The following is a 25621-nucleotide window of genomic DNA, read 5'->3' as shown; positions in this document are numbered from 1 at the left end:
CGCCATGCGGTTCCTGTTCAAGACCGACTATGAGGACGACATCAGGCTGTTTCCGCATTCGGGCTATTTGGTCTCATACGGTCTGCTGCTCGCCGTGCTGCTGGTCGCGCCTTATATGCTCTCCAGCTATCTGATGAGCCAGCTCGTCTTCGTCTGCATCTATGCGACCGTCGGCGTGGCGCTGTTGATCCTGACCGGCTTTACCGGGCAAGCCTCGCTCGGGCATGCGGCGTTCCTTGCGATCGGCGCCTACACCGCCGCCTATTTGCAGAAATATAATGTGCCCTTTCCAGTCTACTTCCTCGCTGCCGGCGCGCTGACCGGCCTGATCGGCGCGCTGGTCGGCTTTCCCGCGCTACGGCTCCAGGGCATCTATCTCGTCATCGCCACCATCTCGTTTGCCTTCATCGTCGAGGAGATCCTGGCGCGCTGGGAGAGCGTCACCAACGGCAATGAGGGGATGCGGATCAAGGCGCCGTCGCTGCTCGGCGTCACGGTGCCACGCGACAGCCCGACCTTCTATTTCCTTTGCCTTGCCGTGCTGGTGCTGACCATCGTCGGCACGCTGAATTTGCTGCGTTCGCCGACAGGCCGCGCCTTCGTCGCGATCCGCGATAGCGAGACGGCGGCACGAAGCATGGGCATCAACGTTGCGCTGTACAAGGTGAAGTCCTTTGCGATCTCGGCTGCGATCACCGGCTTTGCCGGCGTGCTGTTCGCGCACAAGCTCTCCTTCATCTCGCCGGAGATGTTCACGCTGCAGCTCTCGATCGAATTCATCATCGTGATCCTGATCGGCGGCACCTTCAGCCTGCACGGCGCCGTGCTGGGCGCGATCTTCATCGTGATGATCGACCCGTTCCTGACTTATTTGAAGGACGACATGCCCGGCATCATCGCCGGCATTGCCGCCGCGTTCGGGGCCGGCACGCAAGGCGCGGCCAACGTCCAGTCCAAGGTCGCAGCGTTCGCCTCGCTGAACGGGCTGAAGGGGGCGATCTACGGCATCATCATCGTGCTGTTCGTGCTGTTTGAGCCGCTCGGGCTCTATGGGCGCTGGCTCAAGATAAAACTCTTCTTCCAGCTGTTCCCGCTCTACAAGCGCGCCACCTTCAAGCGGCAGAAGATCTACGTGAAGTCGGAGCGCAACCGATGAGCTATTTCCGCGCCGAGAATTTGTCGCTGCATTTCGGCGGGCTCAAGGCCGTCGATGCGGTGTCGTTCGCGGTCGAGAAGGGCGAGATCCTCTCGATCATCGGGCCGAACGGCGCCGGCAAGAGCTCGATCTTCAATTTGATCTCGCGGATCTACCGGCCGACCTCGGGCCGTATCTTCTTCGAGGACCAGGACATCACGGAGCAGCCGCCCTACGATATCGCAAGGCTTGGCATCGCCCGCACCTTCCAGAATATCGAGTTGTTCGAGAATGCGACCGTATTGTCCAATCTCCTGGTCGGACGCCACCGCCATTCGACCACGCAGCTCTGGCAGGAGCTCCTGTTCTTGCCAAGCGTGCGCGCCAACGAGAAGCTGCATCGCCGCCGGGTCGAGCAGGTCATCGAGTTCCTGGATCTGGAGCCCTACCGCGACAAGCTGATCTCGGGCCTGCCCTACGGCGTGCGCAAGGTGATCGAGCTCGCGCGTGCGCTGTGCTCGGAACCAAAACTGATCCTGCTCGACGAGCCGTCCTCCGGCCTCAATGTCGAGGAGACCGACGACATGTCGTTCTGGATCCGCGATATGAAGAGCGAGCTCGGCGTCACCGTGCTGATGGTCGAGCACGACATGTCGCTGGTCAACCGCGTCTCCGATCGCGTCATCGCGCTGAACTATGGCCGCGTGCTGGCGATGGGCTCGCCCGCCGATGTGCAGCAGCACCCCGACGTCGTCGCTGCGTATCTAGGAGCCTGACGCAATGGATGCCGCGGTGACATCGGACATCATCCTGAGGCTTTCCAACATCGAGAGCTATTACGGGCCGATCATGGCGATCCGCGGCATTTCGCTGGAAGTGCCGCGCAGCCGCATCGTCACACTGCTGGGCGCCAACGGCGCGGGCAAGACGACCGTGCTGAAGACCATCTCGGGCATTCTCGATCCGCAGAAGGGCTCGATCGAATTCATGGGCAGGCCGATCCAGCGCATGGAGGCCGACAAGATCGTGCGTCTCGGCTTGAGTCATGTGCCGGAGGGGCGCGAAGTATTCCCGTTCCTCTCGGTGCGCGAGAACCTGATGATGGGCGCCTATCCGCGCCGGGATCGCGACGGCGTCGCAGAGGACATCGAGCGCGTGTACGGCTACTTCCCGCGGTTGAAGGAGCGCCTCAACCAGCCGGCAGGCCAGCTCTCCGGCGGCGAGCAGCAGATGCTCGCGATCGGACGCGCGCTGATGAACCGGCCGACGCTGCTGCTGCTCGACGAGCCCTCGCTCGGCCTGTCGCCGATCCTGGTGAAGGAGATTTTCACCATCATCCGCCGCGTCAACGAGGAGCAGGGCATGTCGATCCTGCTGGTCGAGCAGAACGCCAGGGTGGCGCTGGATACGGCGCACTACGGCTACGTGCTGGAAATCGGCCGTATCGTGATGAACGACAGCTGCGACCGCTTGATGCATTCCCAGGACATCCAGGAATTCTACCTTGGTGCCAAGGAACAGGGCGCGCGAGGCGAGCGGCGCTGGAAAAAGAAGAAGACTTGGCGTTAGGAGAAGATTTGGCGTTAGATGAACCTGCTCATCCGCAATAGACCGCCGGCAAGGCAGGCAGCGGAGGGAAAGCGACAAGGAGGAAACGCGCATGGCCCGACCGGCGGTGCTGACGGTCGCCGATACGATCGCGAGGAGTTTTCTACGCGCAGCGGAGGTGCGTGGGGACAGGCCTGCGATCCGCGAGAAGAAATTCGGCATCTGGCAACCGACAAACTGGCGCGAATGGCTGCAAATCTCAAAGGAGATCGCCTACGCCCTCCATGCGATCGGCTTCAGGCCCGGCGATGTCGCCTCGATCGTCGCCAACGCCGTGCCCGAATGGGTCTATGCCGACATGGGCATCCTGTGCGCCGGCGGCGTCTCTTCCGGCATCTATCCGACCGATGCCGCGGCGCAGGTCGAATATCTCCTCAATGATTCCGCGACGCAGGTGATCTTCGCCGAGGACGAGGAGCAGCTCGACAAGCTCCTGGCCTGCCGCGCGCGCTGCCCCAGCCTGCAAAGGATCATCGTGTTCGACATGGAGGGCCTCAGCGGCTTCTCCGACGACATGGTGATGTCGCTCGACGAGTTTCGCGCCCTCGGCCGCAACCACATGGTCGGGCGCGAGACGCTGTGGCAGGAGATGATCGACAGCCGCAGCGCCGGCGATCTCGCCATTCTCGTCTACACCTCCGGCACCACCGGGCCGCCCAAGGGGGCCATGCATGCCAACCGCAGCGTCACGCACCAGATGCGGCACGCCAACGATTTCATTTCGGCGCGAGAGGACGAGGACCGGTTGATCTTCCTGCCACTCTGCCACGTCGCCGAGCGGGTCGCCGGCTACTACATCTCGGTCGCGCTGGGCTCGGTGATGAATTTCGCCGAGAGCCCGGAAACCGTGCCGGATAATCTACGCGAGGTGCAGCCGACCGTCTTCTTCGCGGTGCCGCGCATCTGGGAAAAATTCTATTCCGCCATCACCATCGCGCTGAAGGACGCGACGCCGTTGCAGCAATGGGTCTACCGCCATGCGATTGGCATCGGTTACCGCATGGTCGATTGCCGGATCGAAGGCAAGACGCCGCCGCTGTCGCTGCGCATCGCCAGCCGCATCGCTTATCGGCTCGCATTCCGCAACATCCGCCGCATGATCGGGCTCGACCGCTGCCGCATCGCCTTCACAGGCGCAGCGCCGATCGCGCCGGATTTGATCCGCTGGTATCTCGCGCTCGGCATCGACATCCACGAGGTCTACGGTCAGACCGAGAATTGCGGCGTCGCCACCATGATGCCGGCGGAGCGCATCAAGCTCGGCTCGGTCGGCACGGCCGTGCCCTGGGGCGAGGTCGCGCTCTCGACCGACGGCGAGATCCTGATCAAGGGCGACTTCCTGTTCATGGGCTATCTGAACCAGCCGGAGAAGACGGCGGAGACCATCGACCCGCTCGGCTGGCTGCGCACCGGCGATGTCGGCACCATCGACAACGAGGGCTTCGTCAAGATCACCGATCGGATGAAGGACATCATCATCACCTCCGGCGGCAAGAACATCACGCCGTCGGAGATCGAGAACCAGCTCAAATTCTCGCCCTACATTTCGGACGCCGTGGTGATCGGCGACAAGCGGGCCTATCTCACCTGCCTTGTGATGATCGACCAGGAGAACGTCGAGAAGTTCGCCCAGGACCACGACATCCCCTTCACCAATTACGCCAGCCTGTGCCGGGCGACGGAGATCCAGGATCTGATCTGGCGCGAGATCGAAACGGTCAACGGCAATTTCGCCCGCGTCGAGACCATCAAGAAGTTTTACCTGATCGAGCGCCAGCTCACGCCGGAGGATGAGGAGCTGACACCGACCATGAAGCTGAAGCGCAATTTCGTGAACAAGCGTTATGCCGCGGAAATCGATGCGATGTATCACGCGCGGGCGGTTGCCTGAATCTCGTTTGAAAAAACAGCGAAGGAGCGATGGCCCTCGCCCTTTGTACAACACGGGCCCAAGGAGGAGACGTCAATGTCGAGATCGTTGAGAGCGTTCGGCCTTGCGATGGGCGCGGTGGCGCTCACCTGTCTGCCGGCCGCGGCGCAAACCAAGGTCACCAATGAAGGCATCTCGGCGGGCGAGATCGTCATCGGCACCCATCAGGATCTGTCGGGTCCGATCAAGGTCTGGGGCGTGCCGGTCTCCAACGGCATGAAGATGGCGGTCGAGGAGATCAACGCCGCCGGCGGCATCCAGGGGCGCAAGATCAGGATGATCCTGGAAGACAACGGCTACGATCCGAAGAAGGGCGTGCTGGCCTCGCAGAAGATGGTCGAGCGCGACAAGATCTTTGTGATGATCGGCTCGATGGGATCGGCGCCGACGCTGGCCGCGCAGGACATCCTGTTCGAAGCCGGTGTGCTCCAGCTGTTTCCGCTCACGGCCGCCGAGTTCACCTTCAAGTTCGATCCGGCCAAGCCGCAGGAGCGGTTGAAGTTCAACAACCTGCTGCCCTACGTCGAGAGCACGCGCGCAGCGCTGAAATACATGATCGAGTGGAAGGGCTTCCAGAAGCCCTGCATCATGCATCAGGACGACGAGTACGGAAAGAACGTGCTGGACGGCTTCAATCAGCAATTGGTTGCGATGAAGGTGCAGCCGGCCTCGGTGACGAGCTACAAGCGCGGTGCATCCGATTTCAGCGCGCAGGTCGCCAAGATGAAGTCCGACGGCTGCGACCTCGTCGTGCTCGGCACCGTGATCCGCGAGACCATCGGCGCGATGACGGAAGCCAAGAAGCTCGGCTGGGACGTCACCTTCCTCGGCGCCACGCCGACCAACGTGCTGGAAGTGCCGACGCTGGGCAAGGAGGCGGTCGAAGGGCTCTATGCGGCGTCGGGCTTCGAGATTCCGTATGAGGACACCGCCAAGGGCAAGGTCCACGACTGGCTCATCAACTACAAGAAGATGTTCGGCACCGACGCCAATACGCAGGCCATCATCGGCTACAACGCGGTGACGACATTCGCGTTCTATGCGGACAAGGCGGGCAAGGATCTGACCGGACAGAAGATGCTAGATTCGCTGGAGTCGGGCGAAAAATTCCTCGACATCTTCAACTCGCCGCCGACGAAGTTCTCCAAGACCGACCACCTCGCCAACACCATTACCCAGGTGCAGCAGGTCAAAGGCGGCCGCTGGGTGCTGGTGAAGGACAATCTGATGTTTTGATCTCTCGCCGCACGAGCAGTGCACCCTCGCCCCTTGTGGGAGAGGGTGGCTCGTCGCGCAGCGACGAGACGGGTGAGGGGTCTCTATCCTCACGAACGGTCTTACGAGTGGAGAGCACCCCTCATCCGGCGCTTCGCGCCACCTTCTCCCGCAAGGGGAGAAGGAAGAAAGAGGCTACGATCCCCCGCCCGACGTGCCCGAACTCACCGGCGCGAGCTCGTCCTCCCGGCATCGCCAGCCGTCATTGGCTTTCACGAAGGCGAAGGTCCGCTCGATCCTGAGCCGGCGCGTGACGTTGAAGGCGTCACCGGATCGCTCTCTGCCGCCGGTTGCCGGCTGCGGACGACCCGTCCTGAGATCCCAGCAGGTGCCGGTGCAGGTGGAGGCGACCTTGCTACAGGCGGTGAAGGGCGCCAGCACGACCATCTCGATCTCGCCGGTGACCTGCGCCTCCTGCTCACTGACCTGGCTGCCGAGCGCGTAGACGCGGTTGATGCGGACGAAATTGCCGCAGGAATTGGCCGCATGAATCCGCGCGGCGCAGAAGTCGACCGCGTCGGTGTCGGGCAATTTGGCCGCGACCTGGCGGCCGAACACTTTCTTCGGATCGCCCTTGGCGGTGGCGATCTCGTCGGTCCGGCGCTTCAGATAGTCGGCGAGACAGCCTTCCGCGGACTCAAGCTCCTGAAGCGGCACATTCTCCTTGCCGACCAGATTGCATTTGCGATCGCGCTCCCGGGTCCATCGTCCGTATTCGGCGTAGGCAAAGCGCGCCGCGGTGGGGTCCAGCTTGCCGATCAGGCCGAGCACCAGGCTGTTCAGCTCGGTCTCGGCAAGCGCCAGCGACGGGTCTGCGCAGATCAGCGCGCCGGCCGCGGTGTTGGCCGCGAGGCAGTCGAAATCGGCATCGCGCAGGATCGCGGCGCGCTCCTCGGTCACCTTGAGCAGGCAGGCCTTGATCTGGTCGACGTCGTCATAGCGGATCGCGGCCTGGCCGATGATTCCGCAGCCGAGGCTGCGCTGCCGGATCCAGATCGCATTCTCCTCGATCGCGGGCAGGCGATCGGGCAGGCGGGCAAGCCGCGCCTCGATCGCCGCGCTCAGCTTCTCGGCGGCAGTGCCAAGCTCGGCATCGCCGCAGAACATTTGGTTGGCGGGGTCGCGGTTCTGCTGGCAATTGTTCTTGGCAAACAGCGGCAGCTTGTCGGCGATGGAGCGGTCGGGCGTGGCGGATTGGGCGGAAGCCAGTGCCGCAGGCCAAGCCAGCAGCGCAAGCACAGACAGCACGATCAACCGCATTCCAGTCGTCCCCAGCATGGTTGGAGCCATGCTAGCAGTTTCAGACGGCATGAAGGAATGGACTTGTGGCGGTGCGGTTTATGTGAGGGCCGTAGCCCGGATGGAGCGGAGCGCAATCCGGGACTCGTGCAAGACGCGAGAGACCCCGGATTTCGCTGCGCTCCATCCGGGCTACGAGGCTAGAAGATAATTCAGCGCGTCTCGGCCACCAGCGACAGGCGCGGGCTGTCCAGCCCGGAGAACTGCATGGGCTCCCCGACATATTTCAGCACGGCAGACTGGTAGAGCACGAACAACGGCTGGTAGCCGCGCGCGTTCTCATCCTCGACCATCGCCATGCGGCGGTTGTCGAGCATCAGCCAGTGGCCGTCGAGCTTTGCTGCGACGACCGCATGCTCCTCGCCGGTCGGAGTGTCGCGCACCACCACGAGGCGGAGGTCGTCGGTCGCGACGCCCGCAAGCCGCAGCGCGGCCAGCTTGGCGATGGCGTAATCCTCACAGTCGCCGGCGCCGCGCTGGAAGGTCGCAAGCGGCGAGCTCCAGACGTCGTCGGCACCGTCATCCGCCGCGCGGATCGCGAGATTGATGGCGCGGTTGGTTTCGCCCAGCCGTGCGCGGCCGTCGCGGGTACGGGCCTGGTCGACAATGGCGAGCAGCTTGAGCGCCGCCGGCGACGCGCAATTGTCGCGGTCGCCGTCGCACAGCGCGAGCTGCACCATGTCGTCGTCGAGCTTGTCCTTCAGCGCGAACCATTTCTGCCGCAGGCTGCCGGTCGAAATGGCGAAGGCGAACACGCCGAACGGCTCGGCGGATTTGCGCACGAGGATGCCGGGTCCCGGCGACAGCAGCGTGCCGGCACGAAGATCGGCGGCCGATCCGAACAGGATCAATCCGCACAGAACAAGGATTGCGCGCCAGGCGCGCCTGTGAGTAGCGGTCTCCATCTGACATCCCCTTCCGGCTTCGCCAGGTCCCCCTCGACCTGTACGTGCCGGGCTTTGTTGCTTTCGCGGAGATAGTGCGAGACGGGCCGTTTTGTTCTGCTTAACGCGCCCGGCAGGGGCCCCAAAACCGCGGAGCAGGCTGAAGCGGCGGTCCTCAAGTTTCGTAAAATTTTACGAATTGGGGACTAGGAGTCCCCCGGCCGCCGCGAAATGGAACCAATTGCAGGCAGAAGTTGTGGGAACGCCGATTCTACGGCTTATGGCTAATGACCCGCTATTTCGCGGGTTCTGTTAGTTGGGTCACAGATTTAGCTCCGTATTTGCCGCAGTATGTTGCGGGGCACTACGAAGAAAAGATGACACAAGTATCCGTCGTCGGATTTGTACATCCGAATACATGGGGTGGCCGGAAATGCGCTCAAATAAGCGAAGCTCTACTTACAAAAATTTCAAGAATTACTTTGGTGTCGCTTCAGGCATAGTGGTGGGCACGCATGCCCATGGCCTAGTGATGCGAAATCACACAAGCAATAGATGGTTTCACTAAGGACTTGGTAATGATATGCAAGCTTAGGCGCTCGATACTTATTTAAATATTAACCCTTTTACGGTGCCCGGTTGAATTACGCTGGCAAATTTGACGCCGCGCTCTCTTTGGACGGCCAGGGCTTCCGCTCGCCCGGCCATGACCATGTCGATTCCTTTACCGCCAAGGGGCACGGACATGTGCCTGACGGCGCGGTCGTTGTTCCCGACCCCAACCTGATCTTTAACGGCGAGTTCAAACGCACAGGCAGCGACCTCGTGCTGTCTCATGACGGTCATGAGTTCGTCGTTCACGATTATTTCAGGGGCGACAAGCGCGCGGCGATCGCTTCGCCCGATGGTGCCCACCTGACCGGCGACATCGTCAACGCGCTTACGGGGCACGTTGAATATGCGCAGGCCGGGCCCGGCGCGTCCGCGGCACAGGTCATCGGCCACGTCACCAAGCTTGCCGGCAGTGCGACCGCGGTCCGCAACGGCGTCTCGATCATTTTGAACAATGGCGACAATGTCGAGAAGGGCGACGTGGTCTCGACCGGCGGCGACTCGACGCTCGGCATCACCTTCATCGACGGCACCGTGTTCGGTCTGTCCTCCAACGCGCGGATGGTGCTGAACGATATGGTCTACGACCCCAACGGGTCGAACAATTCCTCGCTGCTCAGCCTGGTCGCGGGCACCATCACCTTCGTCGCCGGCGAGACCGCCAAGCACGGCGACATGAAGGTCGACACGCCGGTCGCCACCATGGGCATCCGCGGCACGGCGGTGCTGAGCCAGATCAATTTCGTTGTGCCCGCCGGCGGCGGCGATCCGCAGCCGCAGGCGAGCTTCCAGGTGCTGGTCGAGCCGAACGGCACCACCGGCTCCTACATCCTGTTCGACAAGACGACCCTGCTGCCGATCGCGACGGTCAACCAGGCCGGCCAGATGATCCAGATCAGCGGCGGCAACGTCTCGATCTCCAATGCGCTGATGTCGCCGGACGTCCAGAAGCTGATCACGGATGTGTTCACGCTGAAGTTCACGGACAACGGCACCAACACCAAGCTGACCCAGAACTTCACCGACACGATCACGCAGAACGGCAACATCGTCTTCATCAAGACGGACACCGGCGCCACCGCGACCGCGACCTTTACCAACCAAAATCAGCCGGGAACGCAGGGGCCCGGCACTCCCCTGCAGTCCAGCGACCGCATTCCCGGCAAGCCGTTGGTGGAGAGCCTCGATCAAAGCGGCAGTGTCAAGACGGCGTTCGCGCTGACCGAGCGTGCGGACCAGACCGGCGACACTGTGGATTCCGACACGATCTCCGGCCAGATCACCTTCCTCGATCAAAATCTTGGCGACCGGCCGACGGCGCAGATCACTTTCACGTCCTTCACCTACCAGAGCGCCGGCCAGCAGGATGTCACCGCGGGATTGTCGGGCCTTCAGAAGGCCGATATCGCGGCGACCGAGATCGTCATCAATGTCGTTCCGGATTCCGGCAACACCAATCACGGCGTGGTGCACTGGACCTACAGCATTCCAGACCACGCCTTCGATTTTCTCGCGGCCGGCGAAACGTTGACGCTGACCTACACGATCCGTGTCGACAACAACTTCTCCGTCAACAATGAATTCGCCACCGAAACCTTCACCATCACCATCACCGGCACCAACGACAAGCCGGTCATCACCTCGAGCGTGCCGAATATTACCTTCTCGGGCGGCACCAGCGTGCCCGGCGGCCCGCTCACCAGCGATGTCCCGACCTCGGGCACGCTGACCTTCAAGGATGTCGACCTCACCGACACGCACGCGGTTTCGGTGAAGTTGACCAGCGCGACCTTGCCGGACGGCACGGTGCCCCCGGGCCCGCTCGCCGTGTTTGAAAGCGCGATGTCGGTCGCGATCGCGAATGGCGCCGACTCGACCGGCAGCGGCACCGGCACCATCAACTGGTCGTTGGCCGATCTGCCGGTCTACCTCGCCGACTTCATCCCTAGGGGCGAAGTGCTGACGCTGGTCTACACCGTGACGGTCAGGGACGAGCACGGTGCGACCTCGGACCAGACCATCACCGTCACGATCACGGGCACCGACGCGGCCGCGGTGGTGTGGATCGCGACGAACAAGGATGGTGCTCCGGCCGGCGGTTTCTGGAAGGACGCGGCGAACTGGGAAACTGGTACGGTCCCGACCATTACTGACGACGTCATCGTCATCACCGATCAGTTGCACGGCCTGACGCCGTCCTATCCGGTGACGATCGACGCGGCGGCCTACGCCAACTCGATCACGATGAACGATTTCGGCGGCCCGCCGCCGGAAGTGATCAACAAGAGCTCGCTGACGATCGCCGGCGCGCTCAACATGAGCGCCGACTCGATCTTCACCAACACCGCGACTGGTACGATGTCCGTCGGTGGCAAGGCCGAGATCCTGGACACGGCCGTGTTCACCAATGCCGGCTATCTGACGCTCGCGGGCGGCGGCGATTTCGCCAGCGGGACCTCGATCACCAATTCCGGTACTATCGAATTGTTTGGCGGCACGCTGAAAACGCTGGCCGAGATCCATAATGCCGGCGGTACGCTCAAGGCCGACGCCGGCACGACGCTGATTGTCGACACCGCGACGGTCGACGGCGGCACTGTCACCATTCTCGGTACGCTGGAGCTCGACGGCATCAGCCTGATCGAGAACGGCGCGCTGAACAATTCGGGCGTGGTCAACGTCGAGGGTGCGGTAGAGTTCGCGCACGAGACCGTCTCCAACACGTCCAGCGGCACGATCAAGGTGCTGGCAAATGGCTGGCTGACCGTCGACAAGGGCTCCAGCGTCGACAACAGAGGTGCGGTCACCGTCGATGCCAGCGGCAAGCTGACCGTCAATGGCGCAACGATCGATGGCGGAGCGATCACCATCCTCCCCGGAGCGCCGGTGTTCGATGGTGTTGCGGGCGACACCACCGACGGCACGTTCATTGTGACGACCGGGCCAACTATCGGTACGGTCACGAACAACGGCGAGATCGATTTCACCGGCAATGCGGTGCTCAGTAGCGGCATCCTGAAGAACAACGGCGCCCTCAATGTCAGCGGCACCGGCAACGCGCTGGACAGCGAGACCGTCACCAATAGCTTGACCGGCACGATCGAGGTGCTGGCGAATGGCGCGCTGACGATTGACCTGGGATCGGTCGCCACCAACACCGGCAACCTCACGGTCGATGCGACCGGCAAGCTCACCGTCAACGGCGCCACCATCACCGGCGCCGGCACGGTCACCGACAACGGCGAGATCGACCTGACCGGCAACGCCGTGCTGAGCGGCGGCACGCTGAAGAACAACGCGGCCTTCAAGGTCAGCGGCGCTGGCAATGCGCTGGACAACGAGACGATCACCAACGTCTCGACCGGTACGATCGAGGTGCTGGCGAACGGCGCTCTGACGATCGACCAGGGGTCGACCGTCACCAATACCGGCAACGTCACGGTCGATGCGGCCGGCAAGCTGACCGTCAACGGCGCGACCATCAGCGGCGCGGGCACGGTCACCGACAACGGCGAGATCGACCTGACCGGCAACGCCGTGCTGAGCGGCGGCGCGCTGAAGAACAATGCTGTCTTCAAGGTCAGCGGCGCCGGCAACGCATTGGACAACGAAGCTGTTACCAATGCGAGCACTGGCACGATCGAAGTGCTGGCGAACGGCGCGCTGACGATTGATCAGGGTTCGGTCGTCACCAGCACCGGCAATGTCACGGTCGATGCGACCGGCAAGCTGACGGTCAATGGCGCCACCGTCAGCGGCGCCGGAACGGTCACGGATAACGGCGAGATCGACCTGACCGGCACCGCGGTGCTGAGCGGCGGCACGCTGAAGAACAACGCTACCTTCAAGGTCAGCAGCACCGGCAACGCGCTGGACAATGAGACGGTCACCAACAGTTCGACCGGCACGATCGAAGTACTGGCGAACGGCGCTCTCACGATCGATCAAGGCTCGGTCGTCACCAATACGGGCAACGTCACGGTCGATGCCACTGGCAAGTTGACGGTCAACGGTTCCACGATCAGCGGCGCCGGCACGGTCACCGACAACGGCGAGATCGATTTGACCGGCAATGCCGTGCTGAGTGGCGGCACGCTGAAGAACAATGCTATCTTCAAGGTCAGCAGCACCGGTAACGCGCTGGACACCGAGACGGTCACCAACAGTTCGACCGGCACGATCGAAGTGCTGGCGAATGGCGGGCTGACGATCGACCAGGGCTCGGCCGTCACCAACACCGGCAACGTCACGGTCGATGCGACCGGCAAGCTGACCGTCAACGGCGCCACGATTAGCGGGGCCGGCACGGTCACCGATAATGGCGAGATTGACCTGACCGGCAACGCCGTGCTGAGCGGCGGGATCCTGAAGAATAACGCGGCCTTCAAGGTCAGCGGCAGCGGCAACGCGCTGGACGGCGAGACGATCACGAATGCGAGCACCGGCACGATCGAAGTGCTGGCGAACGGCGCGCTGACCATCGACCAGGGTTCGGTCGTCACCAATACGGGCAACGTCACGGTCGATGCTACTGGCAAGCTGACCGTCAACGGCGCGACCGTCACCGGCGCCGGCACGGTCACGGACAACGGCGAGATCGATTTGACCGGCAGCGGCGTGCTGAGCGGCGGCTCGCTGAAGAACAACGCGACCTTCAAGGTCAGCGGCACTGGCAATGCGCTCGACGGCGAGACCATCACCAATGCCGGCACCATCGAAGTGCTTGCCAATGGCGCGCTGGCCATCGATCAGGGCTCGACGGTCGATAATGCCAGCGGCAACGTCATTGTCGATGCCAACGCCGCGTTGACCCTGAACGGAGCCACGATCAGCGGCGGAGCCGTCAAGGGTGGCGGCAGCATCGATGTCGCCGGCGCCAGCAAGATCGATAGCGGCGCCACACTCAGTGTCGCTACAGTCACGGCCGACGCCAAGCTGACGCTGGACGGCGTCACCGTGTCCGGCACGGTCATCACGGACAATTCCAGCATCGAGCTCGACAATACCGTCAAGCTCCAGGGCGGCGCCAAGATCCAGGGCGCCTCCGCGGACGCCAAGGGTGCGATCACCAATACCGGCACGCTGGAGATCGCGGGCGCCGCGACACTGCTCAACGATGTCATCGCCAACACTGGTCACATCATCCAGGTCGACGACGGCAAAACGCTGACGTTGTCCGGCACCGAGATTACCGGCGGCACCATCAACAATTACAGCGGCGTGCTGGGCGGCACGATCGATGTCACCGGTGACAGCCAAATCGACGGCAATGCGACGCTGAACCAGGGCGCGATCACGGTCGAAAGCGACGTCACGCTGACGCTCGATGACGCGACGGTGTCGGCCAGCACCATCACCAATGGCGGCACCGTCCAGGTCGACGCTAGCAAGAAGCTGACGCTGGCCGGCTCGAAGCTGACCGGCGGCACGCTCTCCGTCTCCGGCACGCTGGACTCGTCCGGCACGACCACGATCACCGACGCCAACATCTCGAACACCTACCTGATCGAGGCGACCCTCGGCGGTCTGCTGGCGCTGGTGGCGACGACCTCGGCGACGGCGATCACGAATGACGGCGGCACGATCCAGGCCAACAACGCCGAGCTCGACATCAACGGCGAGGCTGTCACCAACACCGGTACGCTGGCTGCGATCAACGACGGTACGCTCAAGCTGATCTCGATGACGGTGGCCAACACCGACGGCGCGGTGTCAATCGAGTCCGGCTCGACGCTCGATCTCACCGGCGCGACCATCGACGGCGGCACGGTCACGATCTCGGGCACGCTGGAATCGACCGGCACGAGCGCCATTACCGAAGCCGACATCACCAACACCGGCACGATCACGGTCACCAGCGGCACACTGACGATCGATTCCGCCGTGCTCCACACCATCACCAATCATAAGCTGATCCAGGCGAGCGGCGGCGAGCTCGACATTTCCAGCGAGCTGATCGTCAATACCGCGGATATCAAGGCGATCAACGGCGGCATCCTGAAGCTTACGACCCTCTCCGTCACCAACGACGGCGGAACGGTCACTGTCGACGGCACCTCGAAACTCTATCTGACCGCAGCCTCGATCAACGGCGGCAGCCTGAGCAATTCCGGCAATCTTTACGGAGTCTCCGGCTCCAACACGATCTCGGCCGCCGTCACCAACACCGGCACCATCGAGGCGCAGGCCGGCACGCTGAACCTCTCCGGCGGCCTTACCGGCGCCGGCTCGCTGGTCATCGATGACAACGCGACGCTGGAGCTGGCCGGCGCGACGGCGCAGACCGTTACGTTTGCCGGCGGTGCTGACACGCTTCAGCTCGACAAGGTTGCTGGCCAGAGCTTTACGGGCACCATCACCGGCCAATCCTCGAAGGGCGGAACGTTCACCATCACGGGCGCAGCTGATGTCACGACATCGAGCGGCGACGCGCTCGACTTCACGGCGACCGGTGGCACGCTCGCCAAGGCCGCCGACGTCGTGCTCACGCCCACCGGCGCGCTGAAGGGCGCGGCCAATGGCATCGTCGTCACCCAGAACGGCACCGGCGACATCTCGCTGACGGCGACAAAGGACATCACGGGTCTTGCCGGCAACGGCATCACGCTGCGTGACAGTGCGACCGGCGCCGGCGATATCACGGTCTATGATCTCACCGGCAAGGCGACCGGGACCGGCGCGAATTCAGAGGGCATCCTCGTCGAGAATTTGAATGCCGCCAATGCCGGCAACATCTCGATCACCCAGCTCGGCGGCGCCGTCGGCGGTGCATTTGGCATCGATGCGACCACCCAGCGCGACGGCAACGTCACCATCGACGCCGGCGGCACGATCACGGGGAGTTCGACCTACGGCATCCGCGCGCGCAGCTATGGCGGCGGCAATGAGACCGTCACCACCGAGGCCGGCAGCGTCCTCAATGCGGGCAGCTCCGGCATCGTCGCCGTCAATCGGGCGATCTCGCTCGACGCGACGAATGACAGCACCATCACCGTCAACACGCACGGGACCATCAATTCCGGCAGCAGCCTGAACCAGAGCGGCAATGCGCCGGCAGGCATCCAGGCCGGCTACACGGGAGCCACGAGCGGCACCAACGCCAATACCGACGTCAACGGCACGGTTGTCGTCAACAACTACGCTGACATTACCGCAGCGGCGGGCTCCGGCATCGACGCCTACAATTACGGAAATGGCGACGTCACGGTGAACAGCTTCGCCGGTACGACGATTTCCGTCGCCGGCACCCAGAGCTACGGCATCGAGGCCTCCGCGCTGAGCGGCGGCACCGGCGACATCGCGGTCACGCTGGGCACGAATGTCACGATCTCGGGTGCAACGGCCTACGGCATCAAGGCCTACAGCATCGATGCTGGCGACATCAGCGTCACCGTGGTCAAGGGCGACAGCATCACGTCCGGCAGCTCCGGTATCGTGGCCGTCAACTACGCGACCGGGATCGCAAGCGGCCTGGACAGCACGATCTCCGTCAAGGTCAATGGCACGATTCATTCCGGTTCGACCGCCAACAACGACGGCACGACGCCGGGCGGGATCATCGCCGGCTACAAGCCGGGCGGCAACGCCACCTTCTCGAGCGCGGTCCATGGCGACGTTGAAGTCGACAGCGATGCGACGATCACCGCGGATGCGGGCTACGGCATCGAGGCGTTCACCTGGGGTGCCGGCGACGTTACGGTCACGACCGGTGAGACATCGTCGATCACCGCCGCGGGCACCGCGATCGGCGTCTTCGATCATGGCGGCGGCGATGTCAGTGTCACCAATGAAGGCTCCGCCACCGGCGCTGTTGGATTGTCCGCGCTTGCCACCGGCGCGGGCAACGTCACCATCGCCAACGATGGCGGTCTCACCGGAACGAGCGGGACCGGAATCACCGTCACGCAAAACTCTGCGGGCGCGACCGGCTCGACGCACATCACCAACACCGGCACGGTCGTCGGCGCCGATGGCCATGCGGCGATCTACGTTCAAGAGAACGCCGCGGGCACCGCGCTGATCGACAATTCCGGCACGATCGGGCCCGACGCCGCGCATGTGACCTCGACGACCTACGCGATCTTCGAGACCGGCGGCGCCATCACCATCAACAACACCGGCGACATCGACGGCAACATCTCGGTCGCCACCGCCACGTTCAACAATAAAGCTGACGGCACCTGGACGGTCTCCGGCACCAGCGTCTTCGGCAGCATGTCCACCATCACAAACGACGGCGTCATCGATCTGCATGGCGCCTCGATTTCCGGGGCCGGGCTGAGCATCGCCAATCACAATGACATCGACAGCTGGGGCACGGCGTCGATCTCGGGCACCATCACCAATGCCGGCGCCATCGAGGTCAATAGCGGGACCCTGACGCTGTTCGGTTCGCTGTCGGGCTCAGGTTCAGTCACGATCGATGCCGGCACGACGCTCGATGTCGACGGCACGGTGGCGCAGACGATCACCTTCAATGGTGGCGGTGGCGAACTCGAGATCGACACCACGAGCTTCGGCGGGTCGGTTGCAGGCTTCGCCGCGACCGACAAGCTGGATCTGTCGACCATCAAGTTCGACGGCGGCACCTCGGCGACCTACGACTCTGAGACCGGCGATCTCGTCGTGAGCGATGCCTACGGTCACAGCATCTCGGTGAAGCTCACCGGCGAGGATTACACCAATGCGCATTTCGCCGGCAGCAGCGACGGCCACGGCGGTACGCTGATCACACTCAACGCCCATGACGACGCGCCTGCGTTCACCGCCGCCGAGACCTCGCAGAGCGCGGTCGTGGCGGAGCAGCCGGATCTTACCGGCGCCACGGCGACGATGGACCAGTCGACGCCTGCGAGCGGCACGATCCATTTCACCGACATCGACCTGACCGATCGGCCGACGGCGACGATCACCGACCACACCGTGACCGGGTTTGCTGCCGATGGCACCACGCCGCTGACGCTGACGCCGGCCGAGATCACGGCGCTGGAAAACGCGCTGTCGCTTCAGCAGACCGGCAACAACAACGGCACGGTCGGCTGGAGCTATTCGATCGCCGACAGCGGGCTGGATTTCCTTGGCGAGAACCAGACCGTGACGGTGGTGTCCACCATCACGATCTGCGACGATCACCACAAGACCGACACGGCCGAGGTCACCGTCACGATCACGGGCAAGAACGACGCGCCGTCGATCACGACCGGGACCAGCGACACCGCCAGCGCGAACCTGACCGAGACCAACGCCGGGCTGAGCAAGACCGGCACGCTGACCGTGTCCGATGCCGACGCCACCGATCACGTGACGGTGGCGCTCGATCACGTCTCCATCTCTCTCGACGGCGTCTTGCAGACCGACGGGATCGACGGGCTGTCGAATGCGGACCTGCTGAACTATCTGACCGTGCAGTCCGGCGACATCCTCAACGGCACCGCCACCCACGGCCAGTTCTCGTGGGACTTCAATTCGGGCGAGCAGCCCTTCGACTTCCTCGCCGCCGGCCACACGCTGTCGCTGCAATACACCATCGTGCCCAGCGACGGTCACACGACCGGCACAGGCGAGACCGTCACCATCAATATCGCCGGCAGCAACGACGCGCCGACGCTGGACAACGCGACGCTGGGCTCCGTCGCCGGCAACGACAGCAATCCGGCCGGCGACACCGTCAGCCATCTCTTCGCCGACAAGTTCCACGACGTCGACGATGGCGCGAGCTTCCATGCCATCGCGGTGACGTCGGACGCTGCCACGGCCACCGAAGGTGTCTGGCAATACGAAGTTGCCGGCACCCATCAGTGGGTCGATATCGAATCGGTCAGCGACACGAGTGCGCTGGTGCTGGGCACCGATACGCAAATCCGCTTCGTGCCGGCCGACGGCTTTACGGGTACGCCGGATCCGCTCGGCGTCCATGCCCTCGACAACACCTATACCGGCGCCGTCACGGCTTCCGGATCGCCGGCGACGATCGACATCACGGCCATGAGCCCCGATGGGACGGCCCCGGTGTCGGCCAACGCCGCCACGATCAGCACCAGCGTTTCGGCTCCCGCCGCGCCCGCCGGTGGGCCCGTGATCGACACCACCCATTTCTACGTCTCGCATGATCGTGAGCTCGGCACCGACACCATCACCAATCTCTCGGTCACCGATACCGACTCCGGCGCGTCGACGGATGACTTTACCGCCACGGCGTCGACCGCGCATGCGCCGGGCAGCAGCGTCGATCTGTCGCCGACATCCGGCTTGCTCGACGACATCAACACGGCCTTCGAGAACGGCGTCACCTACAGTTCCGGCGAAACGCCGCCGGACACCGACCAGATCACTCTGACGGTGACGGACAAGACCACCGGCGCTTACGATACCGTCAACTTCATCTTCAACGAGAACGGCAATACCGAGAACGGCATCACCCTGACCGGCACCAGCGGCAAGGACGTCATTTTCTCGGCCAGTACGAATGACACGCTGACCGGCGGCGGCGGCCTGGATCAGTTCGTGTTTTCGCCGGACGGGAGCGGGACTAACGCCGCCCACACCGTCAGCGATTTCGCAACGGGTGACAAAATCGACCTGCGGCAGTTCTCGGATGTCAGCTCCATCAACAATCTCACCATCACCCAGCAGTCCGGCGATACGCTGGTCGCGTGGCAGCAGCAGGTCGGCGTCGGCGAGGACTCGGTGACCGAGCATGAGCAGTTGTTGCTGAAGAGCGTGACCGCCACGCTCAAGGCCAGCGATTTCATCTTCCACATCACCTGATGCCGCGTGGCGCTGGCGCGCGGCTGGCCTCCCGGCGATCGGCGGGCATCTTGACCGTGGCAAAAAATCGGTAATCCTTCGCCTGAGGAATAGCCATTCGCGCGCCGGCGCTCCATGATCGGTCCCGAGGACGTGATGCGCGGCAGGAAGCTCGACTGACATGAAACGTCTCAGTATCTGGCGGCGATGGTTCGCGCGAAAGTTCGGCTTTGCGCGGATGCTGTGCCTTGGGCTGCTGATCGTCTTTGCAGGCCTGCGCGTCTGGGATCCGCCGCCGGTCCAGGAGCTGCGGCTGCGCACCTTCGACATGTTTCAGCTGATCGACCCGCGCGACAAGAAGGGGGTGCGGCCGGTCACCATCGTCGACATCGACGACAAGAGCCTTGCCAAGTTTGGCCAATGGCCGTGGTCGCGGACGCGGATCGCGGACATGATCATCAACCTCACCAACAACGGCGCGGTGGCGATCGGCTTCGACGTCGTGTTCTCCGAGGCCGATCGGCTCAACCCGGATCTGGTCGCCAACCAGATGCGCTATCTGGACGACGCCACGCGGACGAAGCTGCGCGAGCTGCCGAGCAACGACCAGATTCTCTCGGAAGCGATCAAGCGCTCGCGCGTCGTCCTCGGCGAAACCGGACTGCCGGAGGTCGGATCCGAGCTCGACAAGACGCTTCCCTTCACCGGTGTCGCGACTGTCGGCGAAGAGAATGCCGAAAAATTCCTGTTCGAATTCCCTGGCCTGCTGCGCAACGTGCCCGTCATTGAGAAGGTTGCCGCCGGTCGTGGCCTGTTCTCCATCAAGACCGAGCGCGACGGCTTTATCCGCCGCGTGCCGATGATCATGCGCGCCCAGGGCAACATCATGCCCTCGCTCAGCCTCGAGATCCTGCGCGTCATCACCGGCACACCGACCCTGCTGGTCAGGACGGACAAGACCGGAGTTCGGGCCATCCGCATCAAGGGCGTCGAGATCCCGACCGACAAGAACGGCCAGCTCTGGGTGCATTACGCCCGCCGCGATCCCTCGATCTATGTGTCGGCAGCCGACGTGCTCGACAACACGGTGCCGCCGGCCAAACTTGCCGGCAAGCTGGTGCTGATCGGCACCTCCGCGGCCGGGCTGAACGACCTCAAGACCACGCCGGTGTCCTCGACCATGCCCGGCGTCGAGATCCACGCCCAGGTGCTCGAAAGCGTGCTGAGTGGCGCGGTCATCTCCCAGCCGAACTATGCGCTTGGCGTCGAACTGCTCGCCGCGCTGATCATCGGCATTCTCGTCATCATCTTCACGCCGAATCTCGGGCCGGTGCGGCTGGTGATCGCGGGCGCGATGTTTGCCGCTATCCTGATCGGCACCTCTTGGTTCTTCTATTGGAAGTACCGCTACCTCATTGACTTCACCTATCCGCTGTTGTCGACCACCGCGATCTACCTGACGTTCATTTTCTCGAGCTTCGTGCGCGAGCAGCGGCAGCGGAAGGAGATCCGCGGCATCTTCGCGCAGTATATGTCGCCCGTTCTGGTCGAGCAGATGGCGCAGTCGCCGGAAAAGGTCGTGCTCGGCGGCGAAGAGCGCGAGATGACGATCATGTTCTCCGACGTGCGCGGCTTCACCACGATCTCGGAGAGTTACAAGCACGATCCGCAAGGCCTGATCGCGCTGATGAACCGCTTCCTGACGCCGCTCACCGATGTGATCATCGAAGAGAAGGGCTATGTCGACAAGTACATGGGCGACGCCATCATGGCGTTCTGGAACGCGCCGCTCGACGACAAGGCGCACGAGGTCAACGCCTGCGAGGCCGCGATCCAGATGCTCGAGAAGATCGACGTGGTCAACAAGGACCGCGAGCAGGAGGCAGCCGACGGCGGCCACGTCTATATCCCGCTCAATGTCGGCATCGGTCTCAACACCGGCATCGGCGTGGTCGGCAACATGGGCTCCGATCTGAAGAAGAACTATTCGGTGCTCGGCGACAGCGTCAACCTGGCCTCACGCCTGGAAGGCCAGACCAAGGAATACGGTTTTCCGATCATCGTCGGTTCACGGACGGCGCTTGCCGCCAAGGACAAGTTCGCAATCCTCGAGCTCGACTTCATCATGGTCAAGGGCAAGACCGAACCGGAGGTGATCTACGCCATCGCCGGCCGCGAGGACGTGATGCATTCGGCCGCGTTCCAGCGCCTGCGCAACATCACCATCGAGATGCTCGGCTGCTACCGCAGCCGCTACTGGCAGGGCGCGCTGGACGCCATCGAGCGCGGCCGCCGGAGCGAGGACGCCGATACGCTGGAAAAGCTGTTTGGACTCTACGAAGCGCGCATCAAGGATTTCCAGCTCGATCCGCCGCCGGAGGGTTGGAACGGGGCGTTTGCGCTGCTGACGAAGTAGTGGGGCTTTTGAGGCCGTCGCCGGGACGACGGCGGAGTGTTTGGCGCCAGTGCGGCCGCATCAATAGCTCTCGTAGGGTGGGCAAAGGCGCCCGAGCGCCGTGCCCACCATCTCTCCTCGCGTGAGGCTTAAAGTGGTGGGCACGCTTCGCTTTGCCCACCCTACGATTGCTGCGTTTGTGGCCTCACTCACTCCACCCCAATCGTCGTCAAATCCTGGAACCAGTGCTGCGCCTGGACGAACTGCTTGATCTTCGGCGACAGCGCGTGCGGGTTGGTGTCGTGGACGACCCAGACCAGCACGGCATCGTCGACGATCAGGGCATGCGCCTGCGCGATCAGATCGTCCTGCTTGGCGGTGTCGAAGGTCTGCTTGGCCTCGTTGATCAGCGCGTCGACCTTCGGGTTCTTGTAGCCGCCCCAGTTGACGCCGACCGGCGCGATCTGGTCGGAGGCGAAGAAGCGGACGATGGCGTAGAGCGGGTCTGACGTCACATAGGCGATGTTGTTGGCGGTGATGCCGGCGTTCATCTCGTCGGCTGCGCCCTTGCGCCAATGCGTGTAGAGGGTCTCCAGCTCGACCACCTTGAAGTCGATGTCGATGCCGATCTCCTTGAAGCTCTGTTGCAGGAACTCGTTCATCGGCAGCGACAGCATCTGGCCGGTACCGCCCTGCGCGATGATGAAGGTGGCCTTCAGCGGTTTTGCTTTGGAGTAGCCGGCTTCCTCGACCAGCTTCTTCGCGGCGGCGAGATCATACTTGATGTCGAATGTCGGCTTGCCGAACCACGGGCTCGACGGGTCGACTTGTCCCTTCGCGGGTTTTGCCAGCCCGTTCATCAGCCCGACGACTTCGTCGCGGTTGATGGCGAGATTGAGTGCCTTGCGCAGGCGGATGTCGGTCCAGGGCGAGCCCGGCAGCACGCTCAGATGATAATTCCAGACATGCGGCGTGACGTTGTCGACGATCTTCATGCCGGCCGCTTTCAGCTGCGGCACGGCGTCCGGCGCTGGCGTTTCGATCAGGTCGACCTGGCCTGCGAGCAGCGCATTGGTGCGCGTCAGTGCTTCCGGCATCGGCACCAGCACGATCTTGTCGACCTTCGGAATGCGCTTGGTGTTCCAATAGTCCGGGTTCTTGGTGAGCTCGGCGAGCTCGCGCGGCACCAGCTTTGTCAGCTTGAACGGGCCGGTGCCGGAGGGCTGGCTTGCGAACTTGTCCCAGTCCTTGCCGAGCTTGTCATATTGCGCGGGGCTGGAGACCAGGAACCACAGCATCTGATAGGGGAAGAAGGAATCGACCGTCTTGGTGGTGATCTCCACCGTGGAGTCGTCGATCTTGGCGTAGCTCGCGACCGACGGAAGCCGCGTCTTCACCTGCGCGCTCTGCCGCTTGTCGAATTGCGGCGCCTTGTCGTTGAGCACCTTGTCGAGATTCCAGATCACCGCATCGGCGTTGAACTCGCTGCCGTCATGAAACTTCACGCCTTTGCGCAGCGTGAAGCGCCATTTGGTCTTGTCGGTATCGTCGACCTTCCATTCGGTGGCGAGGCCCGGCACCAGCTTGCCGGGCCGGTCGGCGACGTCCATCTCCCAGGCCACCAGCGGATCGTAGATCGTATAGGCCGTGAACTGATAGGCGCCGGCGCCACGATCGGGCTGGCCGGTCGTCAGCGGAATGTCCGCCATCGAGATGCCGTAGCGCACCACCGTTTCGGCGCGCGCCGAGATTGCGGACAACGCCAGCGCAAGCACGGCGAGACAGGTCGATAATCGGATACGCATGGCCTAAAGCTCCCAGGGAGAAATCGGAGCAGAACCTGCAATCTTGATGCCAGAATAGGCAGCGAAGTGCCCATGCGACCATTTGATCACAAGGACTTGTCGTCGCAGGGCCAATTCGCAGAATAAGTTTCCCCATTGGCATAGGCATTGCATACGTTTGCATCAAAATTAGTCATCGAAAGCCGTAAAAGGACGAAAGTAATGTTTATCAAGACGACTACCCGCGCGGCGCTGATTGCTGCGCTGGCCCTGACGACTGCGGCCGCATGGCCGCGCATGGCCAGTGCCGAAACGGTGCTGCGCATCGGCATGACCGCTGCCGACATTCCGCGCACGCTTGGCCAGCCTGATCAGGGTTTTGAAGGCAACCGCTTCACCGGCGTCACCATGTATGACGCACTTACTGGCTGGGACCTGTCCTCCGCCGACAAGGCCAGCGTGGTGATCCCCGGCCTCGCCACCGAGTGGAAGGTCGATGATGCCGACAAGACCAAATGGACCTTCAAGCTGCGCCCCGGCGTGACCTTCCATGACGGCTCGCCGTTCAACGCCGATGCCGTGGTGTGGAACGTCGAGAAGGTGCTGAAGCAGGACGCGCCGCAATTCGATCCGAGCCAGGTCGGCGTCACCGCCTCGCGCATGCCGACGCTGGCGTCTGCGAAGAAGATCGACGACATGACGGTCGAGCTCACCACCAAGGAGCCCGACAGCTTCCTGCCGATCAACCTCACCAACCTCTTCATGGCGAGCCCGGCGAAGTGGCAGCATTTCTATGACAAGGCGGACGGCGCCGACGCCAAGGCGAAGTCGCAGGCCGCCTGGACTGCGTTCGCCAAGGATGCCGCAGGCACCGGCCCGTGGAAGATGGCGAGCTTCACCCCGCGCGAGCGGCTCGAGCTGGTCAAGAACGCGAGCTATTGGGACAAGGCGCGCGTGCCGAAGATCGACAAGATGGTGCTCTTGCCGATGCCGGAAGCGAATGCGCGCACGGCAGCGTTGCTCTCCGGACAGGTCGATTGGGTCGAGGCACCCGCGCCGGATGCGTTGCCCGAGATCAAGCAGCGCGGCTTCAAGCTCTATGCCAACGAACAGCCGCATGTCTGGCCGTGGCAGTTCTCGCGGGTCGAGGGCTCGCCCTGGAACGACATCCGCGTGCGCAAGGCCGCCAATCTCTGCGTCGATCGCGAAGGCCTCAAGGACGGCCTGCTTGCGGGGCTCATGGTGCCGGCGACCGGCACCTTCGAGCCCGGCCATCCCTGGCGCGGCAAGCCGACCTTCGAGATCAAGTACGACAAGCCGGCTGCGCAAAAGCTGATGCAGGAGGCAGGCTTCGGTCCGAACAAGAAGCTGACGGTGAAGATCCAGACCTCGGCCTCGGGCTCGGGCCAGATGCAGCCGCTGCCAATGAACGAATATCTCCAGCAGGCGCTCGCCGAATGCTATTTCGACGTGCAGCTCGACGTCATCGAGTGGAATACGCTGTTCACCAATTGGCGCCGCGGCGCCAAGGACCCGAGCGCCAACGGCTCGAATGCGACCAACGTCACCTACGCGGCGATGGACCCGTTCTTCGCGCTGGTGCGCTTCCTGCAATCGAGCATGGCGCCGCCGGTCTCGAACAATTGGGGTTTCATCAACAATCCCAAGTTCGACGAGCTGGTAAAGAAGGCGCGGCAGACCTTCGATCCCGCCGCGCGCGATGCCGCGCTCGCCGAACTGCACGCGGCCTCCGTCGACGACGCAGCCTTCCTCTACGTCGCCCACGACGTCGGTCCGCGCGCCATGAGCCCGAAGATCACCGGCGTGATCCAGCCGAAGAGCTGGTTCATCGACTTCTCGCTGGTGTCGATGCAGTAGTAAGCTCGCGCAACACGCTCAGTGCACCCTCTCCCCTTGCGGGAGAGGGTGGCTTCGCGCAAGCGAAGCCGGGTG

11 protein-coding genes are annotated in these 25621 nt (G+C 63.3%); 8 read left to right on the top strand and 3 right to left on the bottom strand.

Annotated features, from left to right (window positions below):
* Positions 1 to 4: 4 nt before the first annotated feature.
* From UP06_RS21715 to UP06_RS21695, 5 genes are all read left to right on the top strand, one after another.
* Positions 5 to 1156 carry a branched-chain amino acid ABC transporter permease gene (locus UP06_RS21715; RefSeq protein ID WP_045005601.1) on the top strand — a complete coding sequence of 384 codons (1152 nt, stop codon included), beginning with the start codon at positions 5 to 7 and terminating at the stop codon, positions 1154 to 1156.
* Positions 1153 to 1911, top strand: a complete 759-nt coding sequence (locus tag UP06_RS21710) for an ABC transporter ATP-binding protein (protein ID WP_045005599.1) — start codon at positions 1153 to 1155, stop codon at positions 1909 to 1911. The genes UP06_RS21715 and UP06_RS21710 overlap by 4 nt, the downstream gene beginning before the upstream one ends.
* A gap of 4 nt (positions 1912 to 1915) precedes the next feature.
* Positions 1916 to 2704: an ABC transporter ATP-binding protein gene (locus tag UP06_RS21705; RefSeq protein WP_045005598.1), complete on the top strand. Its 789-nt coding sequence runs from the start codon at positions 1916 to 1918 to the stop codon at positions 2702 to 2704.
* 91 nt (positions 2705 to 2795) lie between these two features.
* Entirely contained in the window at positions 2796 to 4634 is a 1839-nt protein-coding gene (locus UP06_RS21700) for an AMP-dependent synthetase/ligase (RefSeq protein WP_045005597.1), read from the top strand.
* A gap of 75 nt (positions 4635 to 4709) precedes the next feature.
* The gene (locus UP06_RS21695; protein ID WP_045005596.1) at positions 4710 to 5909 is read left to right on the top strand and encodes an ABC transporter substrate-binding protein; all 1200 of its coding nucleotides are present in this window, start codon (positions 4710 to 4712) and stop codon (positions 5907 to 5909) included.
* 174 nt (positions 5910 to 6083) lie between these two features.
* On the opposite strand, the gene UP06_RS21690 is transcribed toward UP06_RS21695, so the two are convergent.
* A complete protein-coding gene (locus UP06_RS21690) occupies positions 6084 to 7208 on the bottom strand; it encodes a lysozyme inhibitor LprI family protein (protein WP_045005595.1) in 1125 nt (374 codons plus the stop codon).
* A 191-nt stretch (positions 7209 to 7399) separates the two neighbouring features.
* Complete coding sequence (locus tag UP06_RS21685) at positions 7400 to 8152, bottom strand: transglutaminase-like cysteine peptidase (protein WP_045005594.1); 753 nt, start codon at positions 8150 to 8152, stop codon at positions 7400 to 7402.
* 618 nt (positions 8153 to 8770) lie between these two features.
* On the opposite strand from UP06_RS21685, the gene UP06_RS21680 reads away from it, so the two are divergent.
* Both UP06_RS21680 and UP06_RS21675 read left to right on the top strand, forming a co-directional pair.
* Complete coding sequence (locus UP06_RS21680) at positions 8771 to 19510, top strand: VCBS domain-containing protein (RefSeq protein WP_045005593.1); 10740 nt, start codon at positions 8771 to 8773, stop codon at positions 19508 to 19510.
* 160 nt (positions 19511 to 19670) lie between these two features.
* A complete protein-coding gene (locus UP06_RS21675) occupies positions 19671 to 21905 on the top strand; it encodes a CHASE2 domain-containing protein (RefSeq protein WP_045005592.1) in 2235 nt (744 codons plus the stop codon).
* Between the two features lie 188 nt (positions 21906 to 22093).
* On the opposite strand, the gene UP06_RS21670 is transcribed toward UP06_RS21675, so the two are convergent.
* Positions 22094 to 23689 carry an ABC transporter substrate-binding protein gene (locus UP06_RS21670; RefSeq protein WP_045005591.1) on the bottom strand — a complete coding sequence of 532 codons (1596 nt, stop codon included), beginning with the start codon at positions 23687 to 23689 and terminating at the stop codon, positions 22094 to 22096.
* A gap of 201 nt (positions 23690 to 23890) precedes the next feature.
* On the opposite strand from UP06_RS21670, the gene UP06_RS21665 reads away from it, so the two are divergent.
* Positions 23891 to 25546 (top strand): ABC transporter substrate-binding protein, encoded by a 1656-nt coding sequence (locus tag UP06_RS21665; protein WP_045005590.1) that lies wholly within the window; start codon positions 23891 to 23893, stop codon positions 25544 to 25546.
* Positions 25547 to 25621: the final 75 nt, after the last annotated feature.

The sequence above is a fragment of the Bradyrhizobium sp. LTSP857 genome (genome assembly GCF_000938285.1).
GTDB lineage: Bacteria > Pseudomonadota > Alphaproteobacteria > Rhizobiales > Xanthobacteraceae > Bradyrhizobium.
This window is presented reverse-complemented; position numbering and strand designations above follow the sequence as displayed.